The organism is Mesorhizobium sp. M2D.F.Ca.ET.226.01.1.1, from assembly GCF_004022705.2.
GTDB lineage: Bacteria > Pseudomonadota > Alphaproteobacteria > Rhizobiales > Rhizobiaceae > Mesorhizobium.
Genome location: NZ_RZOY02000010.1, coordinates 153,673 through 168,164, shown reverse-complemented (window position 1 = coordinate 168,164; position 14,492 = coordinate 153,673). Strand labels below are relative to the sequence as shown.

The window sequence follows — 14,492 nt, the reverse complement described above, 5'->3', positions numbered from 1 at the left end:
CAACCGCAGGCTTGTCTTCAACGCGCGGGTTTTACGAAGATCGGCCAGGGGGACGAGCATCGGTCCTCCAGCCTAGGCTCAAATCGACCCTCTGGGTCCGCCAGAAGGTTCCGTTTCGGCAATGGGCGAAGAGCCGCGACAACTCCCCGCGAATTTTCGTGGCCACGCTTTTGGGGCGATGCGGTGCCGTTTGGATGAGCGTCGGCGTCGTGTTTCGTCCCGAAAGGAACTGATGCTGGGCGCAAAGGGCCGGCGTTACCTGGTAGGTCGTATTGCGGGCGCACATCATTGAATTCGGGCTGAACAATGCGAGATCGACCGGCTCCTTGAGGTGCTTTGTCCGCTGAAGCAGCTTTTGAGCTGCCGTCTTCGAAATGACATAGCCGGCCGTACCGAGATGTTCACCAACCAGTCGCCCAATCGAGTGGCCGTTTCCGATGGAAGCAAGGCGCGCCAGTCTGACCTGACCGAAAAACGTCTCGAGCTTGACGATATCGGCATCTGGCGGCACCCAATTGTCGTTGGACAGAAACGGTCCGGCATCGCGCCTGAAAACAACATCGTCCTCAAAGATGGCGCTATACTGATCGGTACCATCGGCAATGATCTGCCAGCATTTGCGGTGGCTGAGAAAGCAAGCGATCTCCGGTTTGGTAAGGTGGCGCGCGGTAGGGAAATTCAATGCTCCCGTGGACGCATCGACCGCCGCGATACGCTCAAAAGCAACACCGATCCCGGCGAACTCAGACGTTACCTGATCCAACCTGTCTGTTGATCGGTCAAGGTTGATTACGAGGCATTTCATGTGTCGCCCGTTCTTTCAAACCGCTTCACGAATTCCGCAGCAGGTAAGTCGAACGCGGCCCTTTCCTCCACAATCATCTCAATTGGCCAATCCCACCATCGGATTTTGCGCATCGCTGCTATGACTTCCTCCGAGAACCGATACTTGACGAATCTCGCCGGATTGCCTGCGACGATGGCGTAAGGGGGTACGTCCTTGCTTACCACGCTGCCAGCGGCAACTACAGCGCCGTCGCCAATCGTCACGCCTGAAAGAATCGTTGCCCTCGTGCCAATCCAAACGTCGTTTCCAACAATGATAGGTCCCTTGGTTCGCAGGTACTCATAAACTGTCTTGGTCTTCAGAATCTGATCCTGGAGTCCGAAATTGGATGCCGTTTCGGTCGGGTGGTTCGCCTGGCATACGAAGAGTACCTCGGGTGCGATTGCACAAAAGGCTCCAATTTGCACTGGCGATCGTTCGGTGCAATGAAGGAAGGAACTGGCGGTGAGATTGCTATGTGAATGTCGGCCGACCTTCGCGGCTTCCGGCAGCTTGTGCCGGTCCCCAAGCAAACCCTTATCGCGTAGCCACTTCGTCAACCTCGACATTCGTTGTCACTAACCGACTGCTGCCTGTATTCCAAGGGCTCTTGCGGCTAGCAGCTCACGCGTCAATCGACGGCCCGCGATCCGGGTAGAATTCTGCGCCCGGTGTGGAGCCTCTTGGCCCAGCTTGTTAGTCTTACTTATCTGAGGCTAAGTCGCGGGAGGGCCGGGAAGGGTTGCGATGTCGAAATTTTCCAAGTGGCTGAGGGAAGTCCGCTCTAAATTGCCGGAGCATGTGACGGTCGGCCGTCACACCTACGGTGTGAAATGGCGCAAGATCATGTTTCCCTCCAAGGATGCTCCGCTGCGGGTCGGGGCCTTCTGCTCGATTGCCGGCCGGGTGCTTTTCATTTGCTCCGGCCAGCATCCGACCGCGAGCGCAACCACGTTTCCGATTTACAGCCGGTTGCTGAAGCAGCCGGAACCGATCGCGGAAGACAGCAAGCCGGCGGGCATCACTGTGGGCAATGACGTCTGGATCGGCAATGGCGCGATGATCCTGCCGGGGGTGGAGATCGGCGATGGCGCGGTCGTCGGCGCCGGCGCCGTCGTCACCAAGAACGTGCCGCCCTACGCGATCGTCGGCGGGTCTCCGGCCCGGCTGATCAGATATCGATTCTCCGAGGAGACCATTTCGAAGCTGCTGGCGATCCAGTGGTGGCGTTGGGACGATGAAAAGGTCAAGAAGGAGGCAGCCTTGCTCAGCGGCCCGATCGAGGCTTTCGTCGAGAAGCATTTTGTGGCAGGCACCGCGGCGAAATAGGGGGTCGCGGTGGCGAATGGCTAAGTGTTTCTTCCTGGCAGCGGATGCTGAGTATTTTCCATATGCCTGCTTGGCGGCGCGTCGCATCGTTGACGTCTCCGCGCGGGTCGACGGCTATCTGCTCTACACCGGCGCGAGCGAACCGGATCTCGAAGCCGGCCGCCATCTATTGAAAGGCAAGGTCGAGCTGGTCGACGTCGCGGACTTCATGACGAATTACGGCTTCCGCTTCGGAACATACAGTATCGCTGCCTATACTCGCCTTTTCGCCGATCAGCTTCCGGTTTTCGCGCAGTATGACCGCATCGCCTATACCGACTGCGACGTTCTCTTCAACAGGGATATCAACGACCTGGCTGGGCAAACGCTGCATGCTCCGATGCTGGCGGCGCATGATGATTATATGTACTTTCGGCCGTCCTATCGACAAAAGCTCGGGCTGAAGCCGGGCGCGCCCTATTTCAATTCCGGCGTCGTTGTCTTCGACATGAACGCCGTCCGGGCGGATGGGCTGCTGGAACGCACGCGCAAGACCGCCATTCAGGGCAGCATGAACGATCAGAACGCCCTCAACGTCGTCTTCGAGCGCAAATGGCAGACAATGCACCCGAACTGGAACCTGCAGTCGCTGGGAACGATCCGCTTCTCGCAGGCCTGGGCCAGGCACTTTGCCGGCGGCAAGCCGTGGGGCAACCAGGTCGGGGTCGAGCTCGAAGCGCTGAAAATCTGGCGCGATCTGGCCAGGGACACGCCCTGGGGCAAGCCCTTCGAGCAGCGCATACCCTTCGAACGTGGGGTGACGAAGCGCCTGTTGCGCCGGTTCGACGCCCTTGCCGGTCTTTTCGGCAAGGATGTGCAGCGCCGCCGGGCTAGATATGACGGCAGGAAGATGCACCGGATCTACGCCGCCCAAGCAGATGAAGGCGCGATGGCGGTGCAGTTTCCGGAAGTGCTTGGCGGTTTCGCCTAACCGGGCCGTGCATGGCCGATCGGCCATGCCTGTGGATAGTAACCGGCCGTTTACCACGCTCCGGCGCTCGCATTGCGGTCCGGCGTCCGACTCGCCCAAATGAAAAGGCCTGAACAAACAGGCGCCCCGAAGCCCAGCGACCGGCGTTTTCAAGTTCCCCAACCGGGTGCGTTGTTGCCGCGCCCGAGAGTATGCGCCGGTCGTCGCTTCGGCTGCCGTCAGCGGGCGCAGTTTCCGTGGTGGCCAGCGGCATTTGGGCTCGTTTGAGCGCGCGCCGCATGCCTGCTCGTCGCGCTCGCCTTGTCTCGGCTCGGTCCGGTAGCCTATGCTCATCGTCGCCTCCTCGCTGGAGGCCCGCAACGAATAGATGGACGAGTCAAAAGTCAGGCGCCGCGCAGCGGCCTGCCGGCTCTATCGTCACACTCGTACGAAACGGCGTCACCGCCGCTTATCGCCACGCGCATCAGCGCCGCCTTGCCATCGTGCCGGCCGCGCTGTGATCGCCAATGTCGATTTCAGTCGAACGAAACAGGAGATATCGAATGTCGCTCGAACTCATCAACCCGGATGATCTGCCAAGGCCGGAGGTCTACACGCAGGTGGTCGTCGCGACGGGATCCAGGCTGGTGTTCGTCTCAGGCCAGCAGCCCGAAGACATAAGCGGCAAGCTCGTCGGGCATGGTGATTTTGCCGCGCAGGCGCGGCTGGCATTCGGCAATCTCGGCCGGGCGCTCCGTGCGGCGGGTGCACGGCCTGAGCAGGTTTGCAAGATCACGATCTACATCGTCGACTATGATCGCGACCAACACGTTCCGATCATCGAAGAAGCGCAGATTTCGCTGTTCGGAGATCACAAGCCCGCGAATGTGATTGTCGGCGTGGCGATAATGTCCCCAGGCTACCTCATAGAGGTCGACGCGATAGCGGTGATTTGACAAGGCTCTTCAGAGCCAGCCTCGCGGCCCGCGTCTCATCAGACACGAGCCGCTCACACGGAAAGATATCAGGCGAGCAGGCCGGCGACCTTGGCCGCTTTGCGCAGCGTCTTGCGGGCCTCGACGGGGCTTCTCAGTCCGTCAAGCGCGTCGCGGCAGACGCGGCTTGCCGAGCGCCAGGCGCCGTCGCGCGCCTGTCCCGGCCAACGTTGGTCGAGGCACTCCATCGCTTCGAAGCAGCTTGACACCTTGCGCCGGCCGTTTGGCTGGAAATCGATCACGATCGGTTCGGAAAACCAGACATCGTTCATCACTTTCTCCGTTCTTATGATCGTCTTTTGGGCAAGCGAGCGGCGCCGGATGGCGCCAATGCAGGCCGAGGGCGATTGCCGACCCGCGCGTTAACCAACCACCGCGCATTAGGTTCCGAAGAATTTTAGGTGACGTCGCACTGCGTCCGGACTGGCCCACGGACACCGGCCGGACGCGCGATCCGGCGACTGAAAATCATGTGACCAAAGTCACTGACGCGCCCTCGCGGATGGCGCTATTGCAGGCGTAGGCTGATGAAACGCGGGAGACCTCTCATGCTTATCGTCATGCTTGCATCGACCATGACCGTCGCCACGCTGATGGCGACAGCTATCGGGCTCTACAAGGAGACTGAGCGTGGCCGTTTTCACGCGGAAGCGGATAAGGCTCGCTTTCGGCCGTCGCGCCGGCCCCTCGTCAATCTGCGCCACCGTTGAGGCCCGGCACCGCCAGGCATGCTGACGCCGCTTTCCCTTGCGCATGGAGCAATTCTGAAAGATCGCGACGCGCTTTAGGCAGATTTGTGGAATTAAAGCCCGCCTATTCCACCAGCACATGCGCCTCGCGCGCGGCGCTGATGAAGGCCTCCCTGGCATGGTCCGCCGCGACGTCGCCGCTGATCGCCCGGCGGCAGGCGCGCAATGCCGCGCCATGCAGGGCGCTGCCGGCATCGCGCCATTGGCCTGTCAGCAATTCGACCGCCTGCTCGGCGTTGGAGATATGCCGGATCGACCCGGAAACGCCGACGGCGACTTCGACCGGCCTGGAAAACCATCCTTGGATCATCGCTGAAACTCTCCCGAATTATCTCGGAACACGATATATTTTATCGTAGAGCCGCGTCCCGAAACGTCAACTTAGTGTGAAGCCGTCTCACAAAGGCGGCGCGCGCTGCTCATCGTCCCAGCGGTCTCCGCGAAAGCTCGATCAGCTCCGCCTCGTCGGTAATGCCCGCCATGTAATTGGCGATGATGCGCGAGGCGCGCGCTTCCTTCTGCTCGGCAGTCTCGCCCTCGACATTGCCGTTCTCATAGACACGGCCAAGCATGGCCGTCTCATCGGGGGTGAATGTGTTGCGCACAGCGGACATGGCTTACTCCTCTGGCTCGACCGCTCTTTTGCACGGCCAATATTAGCACGATTCAAGGTTGGGAGGTGAGTCGCGGCGAGGTCTCTTTGGCTGTCGCGGCGGCTGGCCTGCTTCTCACTCGACGTTTGGCCGCTGCTTTTTTGCGAGCCTCGTTATATTCTTGCTGAAAGAGCGCGGCGCTGATACGCATTAGCAGCACGGAATTTTTCCGAGTCTGCATTGACTTGGCTGGGAGAAGCGCCGCGCATTTTGTCCCTGACCAGCAACTCCGGCGTGGTGGCAACCGGGTTACGAAGGGGTTCTGGTCGAAAAGAAGCTGGGCAGGTCCCGTGTCCAAATCGGGGCAGGCCAATCAACGCTCTGGAACTCTGAAGCCATTGCCCCCATGGCCTTCGGAAGAGCATGAACATGGGGAAATCGATGGTTACCAAGAAACTTACCGCCAACGCAGAAAGCGCGGCAGCCTTTCTTGCGGTGATGGGCAACGAGAAGCGTCTGCTCATCATGAACTATCTGGCCGAGGGCGAGCTCTCCGTCGGCGTGCTCGCCGACAAGGTCGAGCTCAGCCAGTCGGCGCTGTCGCAACACCTCGCCAAACTGCGCAGGTTTGGCCTGGTCGAAACCCGCCGCGATCGTCAGATGGTCTATTATTCCTGCAAGTCTTCGGCAGCCCGCGACCTTCTGGCGCTGCTCGACGGGCTGCTGGCCATGGACAAGCCGCTTGCTGGACCGGCAAGGCAGGCTTTTGTCGAGAGGATGCGGCGGCCGCAGGCCGCTTGAACTGCCATGCTACGCACGGACGAGGCCGAGGGGCCTTCGTCCGCGCGGCGCCGGGATGGCGCGGAACCGCGAACAGACGGGCCGCGCGGCGGCGCCCGCCCGCGTTTTTGGTATAATTTGGAACCACCCGGCTGTGCCAGTCGGGATGGTTCATCACATTTGCTTGAGAGGCGCTGCCTCGAAATTAGCCACCTCCTGCAAACTATTGATGGGACAGGGGTTTCTCACGCAGGCGACCGATGCGCTCGGCCGAAGATTACAGATTTGTAAGTGGCCGGTCCGAGACCCGTTGGCTAATTTCGAGGCGATCCACCCCCGGATCATGACGGTGCCGAGCTTCCACTTCGGCTCCGTAAGAGGCTCGCCGCTCCCGGCGGGCCTCTTTCGTCTCAGCAATGAAAACTGCACAGCGGTCTATGCCGACGCCTTGCGGCGCGTGATCAGGCTGCGCGCGACGAGCACCAGCACGGTGATGATGATCAGAATCACCGATAGGGCCGCGATCGCCGGATCGATGTTGTCGCGCAGGCCCATCCACATCAGGCGCGGCAGCGTGATGGCGTTGACCGAGGTGATGAACAATGTCACGCCGATCTCTTCCCAGGAGAGCACGAAAGAGAGCAGGGCGGCGGTGACGATGCCGAACTTGATGTTGGGCATGATGACGCGCGTCGCGCGTTCCCACACGCTGGCGCCAAGTCCGCGCGCGGCAAGGTCGATGCGCCGGTCCAACTGGCTGAGCGACACCAGGATGAGCACTGTGGCGAACGGCACCGTCATCACCGAATGCGCCATGGCCACACCCAGCCAGGTGTCGTAGCCGAAGAACGAGGTGAGGCCGGAGACCGAGGTGAGCAGGAAGTAGAGTGTCACCGCCGAGACCACCGGCGGCACCACCATCGGCAACAGCACGAAGCCGACAAGGGCGGCGGTGAAGCGCGGCTGGAACATCCAGACGCCGAGGCTGAAAGTCAGCGCGAGTGCCGTCGACAGCATGCTGCTGACGATACCGATCCGGAGCGACAGCAGGATGGAGTCCAGCCAGCGCGGGTCCTCGATCAGCGAACGGTAGTGGCGCAGCGACAATTCACCGGTCGGCATGGTCAGCATGCGGCTCGGCGTCAGCGACACCGGGATGACGGCAAGCAGCGGCATCAAAAGGAACAGCGCCACCAGCACGGCGAGGGCGAGCGAGACGGGGCCGGGACGGTAGGTCGGCATCGCGCTACGCCAACTGCTTCGGTTTGACGTAGCGGAACAATAGCGCCATCAGCGCGCCGACGAACACCACCAGCACGACGCTGATTGCCGCGCCAAGCCCCCAGTCCGGGCTCTGGAAGATGCGCAGATAGATGAGCTCCGCGATCATCACGCTGCGGCCGCCGCCGAGGATCGCCGGCGTGACGAAGAAGCCCAGCGAGAACACGAAGGTGATCAGCGCCGAGCCGATGATGCCGGAGCGCGTCATCGGCACGAACACCGTCCAGAAGGTCCGAATGCGGCTGGAACCCAGCCCACGCGCCGCGAGCAGCACGCGCTCGTCTAGGCTGCGCATGGCGGAAGCCAGCGGAAACACCGCAAAGGGGATCAGAAAATGCGACATGCCGACGATGACGCCGAACTCGTTGCGCACCAGGGTCAGCGGTTCCGAGATAAAGCCGATCGATTGCAGCCATGTGTTGATCAGGCCGCGGTTGGAGAGCAGCGCCACCCAGCCGAAGGCGCGCGTCAGCACCGAAATCCAAAACGGCACCAGGATGCAGAACTCGGCAAGCACGCGCTGCACCGGGCTGCCGCGCACCCAGACCACGGTGATGGCGTAGGCGGCGGTCACCGAAACGACGGTGACGATCGCCGCGATGCGCAGCGTGCGGATGAACACCGACTGCACCAGGCCATCGGTGAGCAAAGCGTGGTACTGGCCGAGCCCGGGCGTGGGGAGCGTAAAGCTCCACTTCACCACGCCGAGGAACGGCCAGGCATAGGCAAGGATCAGGAACAGGAGCAGCGGCGCCATCAGCAGCGCCGCGCCTGTCCTGTCGGAGAGGGTGCCTCTCATCGTCAAGAAAGTCTCCGCCCGATCAGGCGGAGATGATCTTGGTGTATTCGTCGAGCGCCTTGCCGTAGTTCTTGGCGTACCAGTCCATGTCGAGCGGAATCTGCTTCTTCATGTTCTCCGGATCGACCGGGTTGATGCGCTTCTTGTCGGCCGGGATCAGCGCGTCGGCTGCCGGGTTCGCCGGGCCTTGGCCGAGCTTGTCGAACATCACCAGTTCCTTCTGCGGATCCTGGGTGCTGGCGATGAACTTCATCGCCGCGTCCTTGCCGCCGGGGTTGTTCTTCAGCACGGCGAGCGCGCCGGGCGAGATCAGGCCCTGGTCCCAGATGAACTTGATCTGGCCGCCGGAGTCCTGCTCGATCAGCGAGGCGCGGGTCGACCACACGATCGCCATCGAGGCTTCGCCGTTGAGCAGCACGCTCTGGCTCTCGGCGCCGCCGCCCCAATAGGAGACGACGTTTTCCTTGAAGGCGGCGATCTTGTCATGCGCGCGCTTCAGATCCAGCGGATAGAGCGAGGCGGGCGCAACGCCGTCCGCGAGAAGTGCTGCCTCCCAGCTCGACACGCCCCATTTGTAGAGCGAGCGCTTGCCCGGGAATTTCTTCACGTCGAAGAAGTCGGCCATGCCGGTCGGCGCGTTGGAGCCGAACTTCTTCGAGTCATAGGCGATCACATAGGAGAAGAAATAGGTGGACGCCGCATATTCCCAGCCGAAGCCCGGCCGCATCTTGCTCTTGTCGACGACCTTGTAGTCGATCGGCTCGAGCATGCCCTGGCCGCCGAGCGTGATGGCCGAGAACGGATCGACGTCGACCAGATCCCAGGTCGGCGCGCCGCTCTTGAACTGCGCAGCGATGGCGCCTTCGGTCGGGCCCGAGCCATCCATCTTGACCGGGATGCCGGTATCCTTGGTGAAGGCCTGGCCGTAAGCGGCGTCGTAAGCCGTGATGGCATCGCCGCCCCAGTTCACCAGCACCAGCCCTTTCGTTTCGGCGAAAGCGCCGGTCGAGCGCAACAGCATCGGCGTGCCCGCCAGCACGAGGCCCGCAAGCTGCGCGAACTGGCGCCGCGAGATTTCGCCGCGCTTCGCCCGCCCGGCAAGGTTTTCCATCGCCTGTTTCTTCGTATCGTTCGTCATGTCAGTTCCCCTTGTTGTCGTTGATCTGATCCGGAAGCCGGTGCGGCGAATTCAGGCCGCAGCAGCGCTCATTGTCCTCCGTCCGGAAGGAGGAAGCCTTTTTCGGCCGGCCAGGTCAGCCAGACGGAATTGCCTTTGCTCAGAGCCGCGGCCGCGACCTCGTTCGGCACCGAGACGGTGACCTTGGCGCCCTGGCGCGTGGTGAGGTCGAGCTTGGTCGCCGCGCCCAGATAGGTCGAGGCGACGGCGGTCGCGGCAATGCCGTTCTGGTTGACTGACGCTTCCGGCGCGATCGACATGTCCTCGGGGCGGATCGCGAGGATCGCGTCGCCCTTTATCGCTTCGGCCTTGCAGCGCATGTTGACCGCGCGGTCTTCGCACAGCCCGGTGGCGCCGTTGTCGGCGGGGCGCACGCCCTTCACCGGCAGCATGTTGATCTCGCCCAGGAACTCGGCGACGAAGCGGTTCGCCGGTCGGTCATAGACCTCGTCCGGCCTGCCGACCTGCAACAGCTTGCCGTGATTGAAGATGGCGACGCGCGACGACAGCGCCAGCGCCTCGCTCTGGTCGTGGGTGACGAAGACGAAGGTGGTGCCGGTCTCCTGGTGCAGCCGCTTCATCTCGGCCTGCATCTGGCCGCGCAGGCTCTTGTCCAGTGCCGAGAACGGCTCATCGAGCAAGAGCACGCCAGGTTCGAACACCAGCGCGCGGGCCAGAGCCACGCGCTGCTGCTGGCCGCCGGAAAGCTGCGCCGGCAGCTTTTTCTCATGGCCCTTGAGACCGACGCGCTCGATTATCTCGCCGACACGGTTCTTGATCTCGGCGGCGGATTTCTTGCGCACTTTGAGCGGGAAGGCGATGTTCTGTTCCACACTCATATGCGGGAACAAGGCATAGCCCTGGAACACCATGCCGGCGGCGCGCTGCTCGGCCGGCCGGTTGGTGATGTCGACGCCGTCGCTGAAAAGCTTGCCTTCGCTCGGCTGCACGAAGCCGGCAAGGATCATCAGGAAGGTGGTCTTGCCCGAGCCGGAGGGGCCAAGCAGCGTCAGGAACTCGCCGCGGCCGATATCGAGCGACAGATTGTCGAGCGCCCGGAACGAGCCGAAGCTCTTGCCGATCCCGTTCGCCTTGATTTCTGCGGCCCGGCCGGGTTGCTGCATCCTGGCTCTTTCCTCAGTTCCCGATGAAATCGTAGGCACGGCGCGCGTTCACCGCAACCGAATAGTTTTCCCCTGATCGGCAAATTTGATTCACCGGTGAAGCGGCGAAGCCCTAATCTCCCCCTCGAGGGGGAGATGTCGCCGAAGGCGACAGAGGGGGTCGCCGCGCGTGAAGCGCCAACGCCACTCGCGACGCGCAATGGCGTCGGCGTTCTACGCGCTAGGACCCCCTCTGGCCGCTTTGCGGCCATCTCCCCCTCAAGGGGGGAGATTAGCGCCCTCAATCCGCTTAAAGCCTGCTCTCCGACAGCTTCGCCCTCAGCCAGTCGCTGAAGGCGTTGAGCACCGGGTGCCTGGCCTTCGCATGCTCGAACACCAGGTAATAGGAGCGCGGCGAGGGGACTGTCGCCTCGAAAGGCTTGACCAGCCTGCCTTCGCTCAGCGCCTGGCGGCCGGTCAGCTCGTCGCCCAGCGCAATGCCCTGTCCGGCGATCGCCGCCGAGAAGACGAGGTTCATGTCGGAAAAGAAGATGCCGCCTTCGGTATCGGGATTTTCGACCTTGGACAGCGCCAGCCAGCGCGCCCAGTCCTCGGTGTCGCTGAGATGCAGCAGGCTGGCGCGCAGCACGTCGGCGGGTTTGGAAAAGCCGCCGACCTTGTTGAGCAGTCTCGGGCTGCAGAGCGGCGTGAAGGAGACCTCGCAGAGCAGCTCTACAGCCCGGTTCGGCCAGTTGCCGACGCCGAAGGCGATGAAGGCGTCGGCATCCGGATTTGAGACGTCGTCGAGCCGTCGCGGCGTGAGCACGGAGAGCGTCACGTCCGGATACATCTGCTGGAACTCCCCGATATGCGTGCACAGGAACATCGAGGCGAAGCCCGGCGGACAGGAGATGGCGAAGGAGCCGCCGACCCCGGCGCCGCTGTTTTGCGTCCTGGCGTCGCCCAGCACGGTCAGCGCCTTCCTGACATCGGCCGCGTAGCGCTGGCCGCGCGGCGTCAGCGCCACGCCCTTGCCGATGCGCTGCAACAGATCGAAGCCGAGGTCGCGTTCGAGCAGCCGCAGCTGATGCGAGACAGCGCTTCGGGTGAGGTGAAGCTCGTCGGCGGCGCGCCATACGCTGCCATGACGGGCGAAGCTGTCGAGGGCGCGCAGCGCCTGCGTGGATGGTATGCGCAAGGGGCCTCAGGTGAACCGAATTTGCACGAGCCGGGAAAACATATCACTTTTTGACGAGCCGCTTCACTGCTTTCTTTGCGGCATGGACAAACCGGTGATGAGTTCCGCGCAGGAGACCGCGCTTGCCTGCATCGACAGCATCCAGCCGCTGCTGTCGGCCTGGACGCGCACCATCTTCGATTTCGGCGAAACCGCCTGGCGGGAGTACCAATCGGCGGCCTGGTATGTCGACCGGCTGAAGCGCGAAGGCTTTTCGGTCGAGGTAGGCTCAGGCGGCATGCCGACGGCCTTCTGCGCCCATTGGACGAATGGCGACGGCCCGGTGATCGGCATGTATGGCGAGTACGATGCCGTGCCCGGCAATTGCCAGGACGCGGCCACCGTGAAACGTCCGCGCGACGGCCTCGGCGCAGAGGCGGGCGGCCACACTGACCCACATTCGGGCCTCGGCATCGGCAGCCTCGGCGGGCTTCTGGCCACCAAGGCGGCGATGCTGGAGCATGGCATCAAGGGAACGCTGCGCTTCACCGGCGAGCCGGCGGAGAAGGTGAGGGGCTCGAAGCCGATCCATGCGGCAAAGGGCTATTATGACGGCCTTGCCGGCATGATCTCCTTCCATCCTTTCTACATGCTGCCGCTCTGCAACACCGCGCGCTGGGACACGCATTGCGGCGCTGCCTATTCGATGATCTACCGCTTCGTCTGCGACGAACCCGAGAGCTGGGGCCGTGCGGCAAACGATGCAGCACCCATCCCGCAGGCGCATTCGGCGGTCAGAGCGCCCGGCGCCAACGATGCGCTGATGATGATGTACATGGCCTCCAAGGCGCTGCGCGATTCCATGCTCACCCATCAAGGCGGCTGGTCGATCAGCGAGGCGATCCTGACGGCGGGGCAGGCGACGGCAGATAACTTGCCGGCCGGCCTTGCCGAGATCCAGTACATGATCCGCGTGCCGACCATTGCCATGGCCGAGCAGGTGACCGCCGTGCTCGACCGCAATGCGGAAGCGGCGGCAAAAATGAGCGGCTGCCGGTACGAGCGCCACTGGGTTTCGAAGTCGCGGCCGGGGCTCGCCAACCACGCCATGGCCAACATCACCTATCAGGCGCTGTCGACCGTCGGCGCGCCGCAATGGAACGAAGAGGCGAGGGCCATCGCCCGCGAAGTCCAGGTCAATGCCGGCGGCGAGGCGACGGAAAACCCGTTCATCGACGAACTGGAGCGGCTGATAGCGCCGCAGGAGGCCGAAGCGATCCTGCGCCGCGACCTGCCGCCGTCGCAGGTGAACTCCACCTCGGACGATTACACCGACATGAGTTGGCACGCCCCGACATCGCGCTTCTACGTCGCCCGTCCGGCGCTGCGCGCGGCCAAGGGCCATACTTACCCGGCCTGGGTGATGAACGCGCTGGGCGGCATCCCCGCCACCATCGACCCGATGGTCACCTGTGCTTCCAAAACGGTGGCGCTCACGGCGCTGCGCCTGCTTGAGGACAAGGCCGCGCGCGATGCCGCGATGGACGAATTTGTCGAGCGCACGGGCGGCGGCGTCGGCGGCGCGAACTGGATCGCGCCGCTTTGCGACTACGAACCCCCGATCAATTTCCGCTGGCCGGAATATGTCACCACGCCGCGTGGGCGCGACTGGTGGATCCCGGCCGCTTCCACCGCATGACACGAAACAAACCAGCTCGAGGAGAACCCCCATGACCGTCCATGACCGCATCGTCGCCGAGCCATTCTCGCTGCAGCGCCGCAACCCCAATGGCGGCACCAAGCCGCTGACCGCCTGGGGCTTCGCCAACGAAACCGATGTGCTGACCGACGTGCTGCTCGGCTCGCCCAATTTCCTGCGCCATCTGTCGACCAGCTCGTTGTCCAGAAAACATCTGCGCGAGGCGCCCTGCAACGTCCAGATCGCGCAGGCGCAGCACAAGGATCTCGTCGCGGCTTACGAGCATTTCGGCGTCAACATCCATTGGCACGAGCCGACACCCGAACTGCCGATGCAGGTCTATTCGCGCGACTCCAGCGTCATGACGCCCTACGGCGCCTTCATCACCGCAATGGCCAACTGGTGGCGGCGCGGCGAGAACTACGCCGCGATCCGTACCTATGAGAAGCTCGGCATCCCGATCTACGACATGGTGACGGCCGGCACCTTCGAGGGCGGCGACTTCAACGTCATCGAGGACGGCGTGGTGCTGATCGGCTGCGGCGGCGCCCGCACCCAGGAAGAGGGCGCCCGCCAGGTGCAGGCCTGGTTCGATAAGGAAGGCTGGGAGACGCGCCTCGCTTTCATCGACGAGTATTATGTCCACATCGACCTGATGGTGGTGCCGATTGCCGAGAAACTCACCGCCGTTTGCCTCGCCTGCACCGAGCCCGGTATCGTTGACTGGCTGAAGGGCAAGGGCCACGAGATCATCGACGTGCCCTTCCAGGACACGATGGCGCTCGGCTGCAACTTCATGTCGCTCGGCAAGGACAGGGTGATCGCGCCGACCTCCAGTAAGAGCCTCATCGGCCAGTTGAAGGCGCGCGGCTTCGAGGTCGCGGCTGTCGACATGAGCGAGATATCCAAGACCGGCGGCGGCATCCACTGCATGGCGCAGGCGCTGAAGCGCGTGCCGGCGTAACGGGCTTTCAGTCCGAAACCACCGAAGGGGAACGCTTACCCCCTGGCTGTCGGGCCAGGGGGATTTTTATT

At 62.9% G+C, this 14,492-nt stretch carries 17 protein-coding genes; 7 read left to right on the top strand and 10 right to left on the bottom strand.

The features are described 5' to 3' along the window. Positions 1-31: 31 nt before the first annotated feature. Together EN869_RS23135 and EN869_RS35555 are read right to left on the bottom strand one after the other, a co-directional pair. Entirely contained in the window at positions 32-805 is a 774-nt protein-coding gene (locus tag EN869_RS23135; protein WP_127228305.1) for a glycosyltransferase family 25 protein, read from the bottom strand. Further along, a complete protein-coding gene (locus EN869_RS35555) occupies positions 802-1,386 on the bottom strand; it encodes a CatB-related O-acetyltransferase (protein ID WP_281015799.1) in 585 nt (194 codons plus the stop codon). Before EN869_RS35555 ends, EN869_RS23135 begins: the two co-directional genes overlap by 4 nt. A gap of 187 nt (positions 1,387-1,573) precedes the next feature. Here EN869_RS35555 and EN869_RS35550 point away from each other — a divergent pair, with 187 nt between their 5' ends. The 3 genes from EN869_RS35550 (at position 1,574) to EN869_RS23115 (ending at position 4,060) form a co-directional block, all read left to right on the top strand. Continuing rightward, positions 1,574-2,155: a CatB-related O-acetyltransferase gene (locus EN869_RS35550; RefSeq protein ID WP_145966639.1), complete on the top strand. Its 582-nt coding sequence runs from the start codon at positions 1,574-1,576 to the stop codon at positions 2,153-2,155. A 16-nt stretch (positions 2,156-2,171) separates the two neighbouring features. Then, complete coding sequence (locus EN869_RS23120) at positions 2,172-3,125, top strand: glycosyltransferase (RefSeq protein ID WP_167507104.1); 954 nt, start codon at positions 2,172-2,174, stop codon at positions 3,123-3,125. Positions 3,126-3,667: 542 nt separating this feature from the next. Beyond that, entirely contained in the window at positions 3,668-4,060 is a 393-nt protein-coding gene (locus EN869_RS23115) for a RidA family protein (RefSeq protein ID WP_127228302.1), read from the top strand. 68 nt (positions 4,061-4,128) lie between these two features. On the opposite strand, the gene EN869_RS23110 is transcribed toward EN869_RS23115, so the two are convergent. After that, positions 4,129-4,371, bottom strand: coding sequence for a DUF982 domain-containing protein (locus EN869_RS23110; protein ID WP_127228301.1), 243 nt, complete (start codon positions 4,369-4,371; stop codon positions 4,129-4,131). A gap of 276 nt (positions 4,372-4,647) precedes the next feature. Between EN869_RS23110 and EN869_RS34535 the strand changes: the two genes are divergently transcribed. Continuing rightward, positions 4,648-4,809 (top strand): hypothetical protein, encoded by a 162-nt coding sequence (locus tag EN869_RS34535; protein ID WP_167507103.1) that lies wholly within the window; start codon positions 4,648-4,650, stop codon positions 4,807-4,809. 103 nt (positions 4,810-4,912) lie between these two features. On the opposite strand, the gene EN869_RS23105 is transcribed toward EN869_RS34535, so the two are convergent. Both EN869_RS23105 and EN869_RS23100 read right to left on the bottom strand, forming a co-directional pair. Next, on the bottom strand, positions 4,913-5,158 hold the full coding sequence (locus tag EN869_RS23105) for a DUF982 domain-containing protein (RefSeq protein WP_127228300.1): 246 nt from the start codon (positions 5,156-5,158) through the stop codon (positions 4,913-4,915). A 109-nt stretch (positions 5,159-5,267) separates the two neighbouring features. After that, a complete protein-coding gene (locus tag EN869_RS23100; protein ID WP_127228299.1) occupies positions 5,268-5,462 on the bottom strand; it encodes a hypothetical protein in 195 nt (64 codons plus the stop codon). Between the two features lie 420 nt (positions 5,463-5,882). Between EN869_RS23100 and EN869_RS23095 the strand changes: the two genes are divergently transcribed. Continuing rightward, the gene (locus tag EN869_RS23095) at positions 5,883-6,242 is read left to right on the top strand and encodes a metalloregulator ArsR/SmtB family transcription factor (RefSeq protein WP_127228298.1); all 360 of its coding nucleotides are present in this window, start codon (positions 5,883-5,885) and stop codon (positions 6,240-6,242) included. Positions 6,243-6,656: 414 nt separating this feature from the next. Here the strand turns inward: EN869_RS23095 and EN869_RS23090 are convergent, their stop codons facing one another. The 5 genes from EN869_RS23090 to EN869_RS23070 form a co-directional block, all read right to left on the bottom strand. Then, positions 6,657-7,463, bottom strand: coding sequence for an ABC transporter permease (locus tag EN869_RS23090; protein WP_127228297.1), 807 nt, complete (start codon positions 7,461-7,463; stop codon positions 6,657-6,659). A gap of 4 nt (positions 7,464-7,467) precedes the next feature. After that, the gene (locus EN869_RS23085; RefSeq protein ID WP_127228296.1) at positions 7,468-8,301 is read right to left on the bottom strand and encodes an ABC transporter permease; all 834 of its coding nucleotides are present in this window, start codon (positions 8,299-8,301) and stop codon (positions 7,468-7,470) included. Between the two features lie 22 nt (positions 8,302-8,323). Then, the gene (locus tag EN869_RS23080; protein WP_127228295.1) at positions 8,324-9,439 is read right to left on the bottom strand and encodes an ABC transporter substrate-binding protein; all 1,116 of its coding nucleotides are present in this window, start codon (positions 9,437-9,439) and stop codon (positions 8,324-8,326) included. Positions 9,440-9,507: 68 nt separating this feature from the next. Further along, entirely contained in the window at positions 9,508-10,602 is a 1,095-nt protein-coding gene (locus EN869_RS23075) for an ABC transporter ATP-binding protein (protein WP_127228294.1), read from the bottom strand. A gap of 289 nt (positions 10,603-10,891) precedes the next feature. Continuing rightward, complete coding sequence (locus tag EN869_RS23070) at positions 10,892-11,779, bottom strand: LysR substrate-binding domain-containing protein (protein ID WP_127228293.1); 888 nt, start codon at positions 11,777-11,779, stop codon at positions 10,892-10,894. Positions 11,780-11,876: 97 nt separating this feature from the next. Here EN869_RS23070 and EN869_RS23065 point away from each other — a divergent pair, with 97 nt between their 5' ends. Next, a complete protein-coding gene (locus EN869_RS23065) occupies positions 11,877-13,457 on the top strand; it encodes an amidohydrolase (RefSeq protein ID WP_245489571.1) in 1,581 nt (526 codons plus the stop codon). A 31-nt stretch (positions 13,458-13,488) separates the two neighbouring features. After that, entirely contained in the window at positions 13,489-14,421 is a 933-nt protein-coding gene (locus EN869_RS23060) for a dimethylarginine dimethylaminohydrolase family protein (protein WP_127228291.1), read from the top strand. The last annotated feature ends 71 nt before the right edge of the window (positions 14,422-14,492 follow it).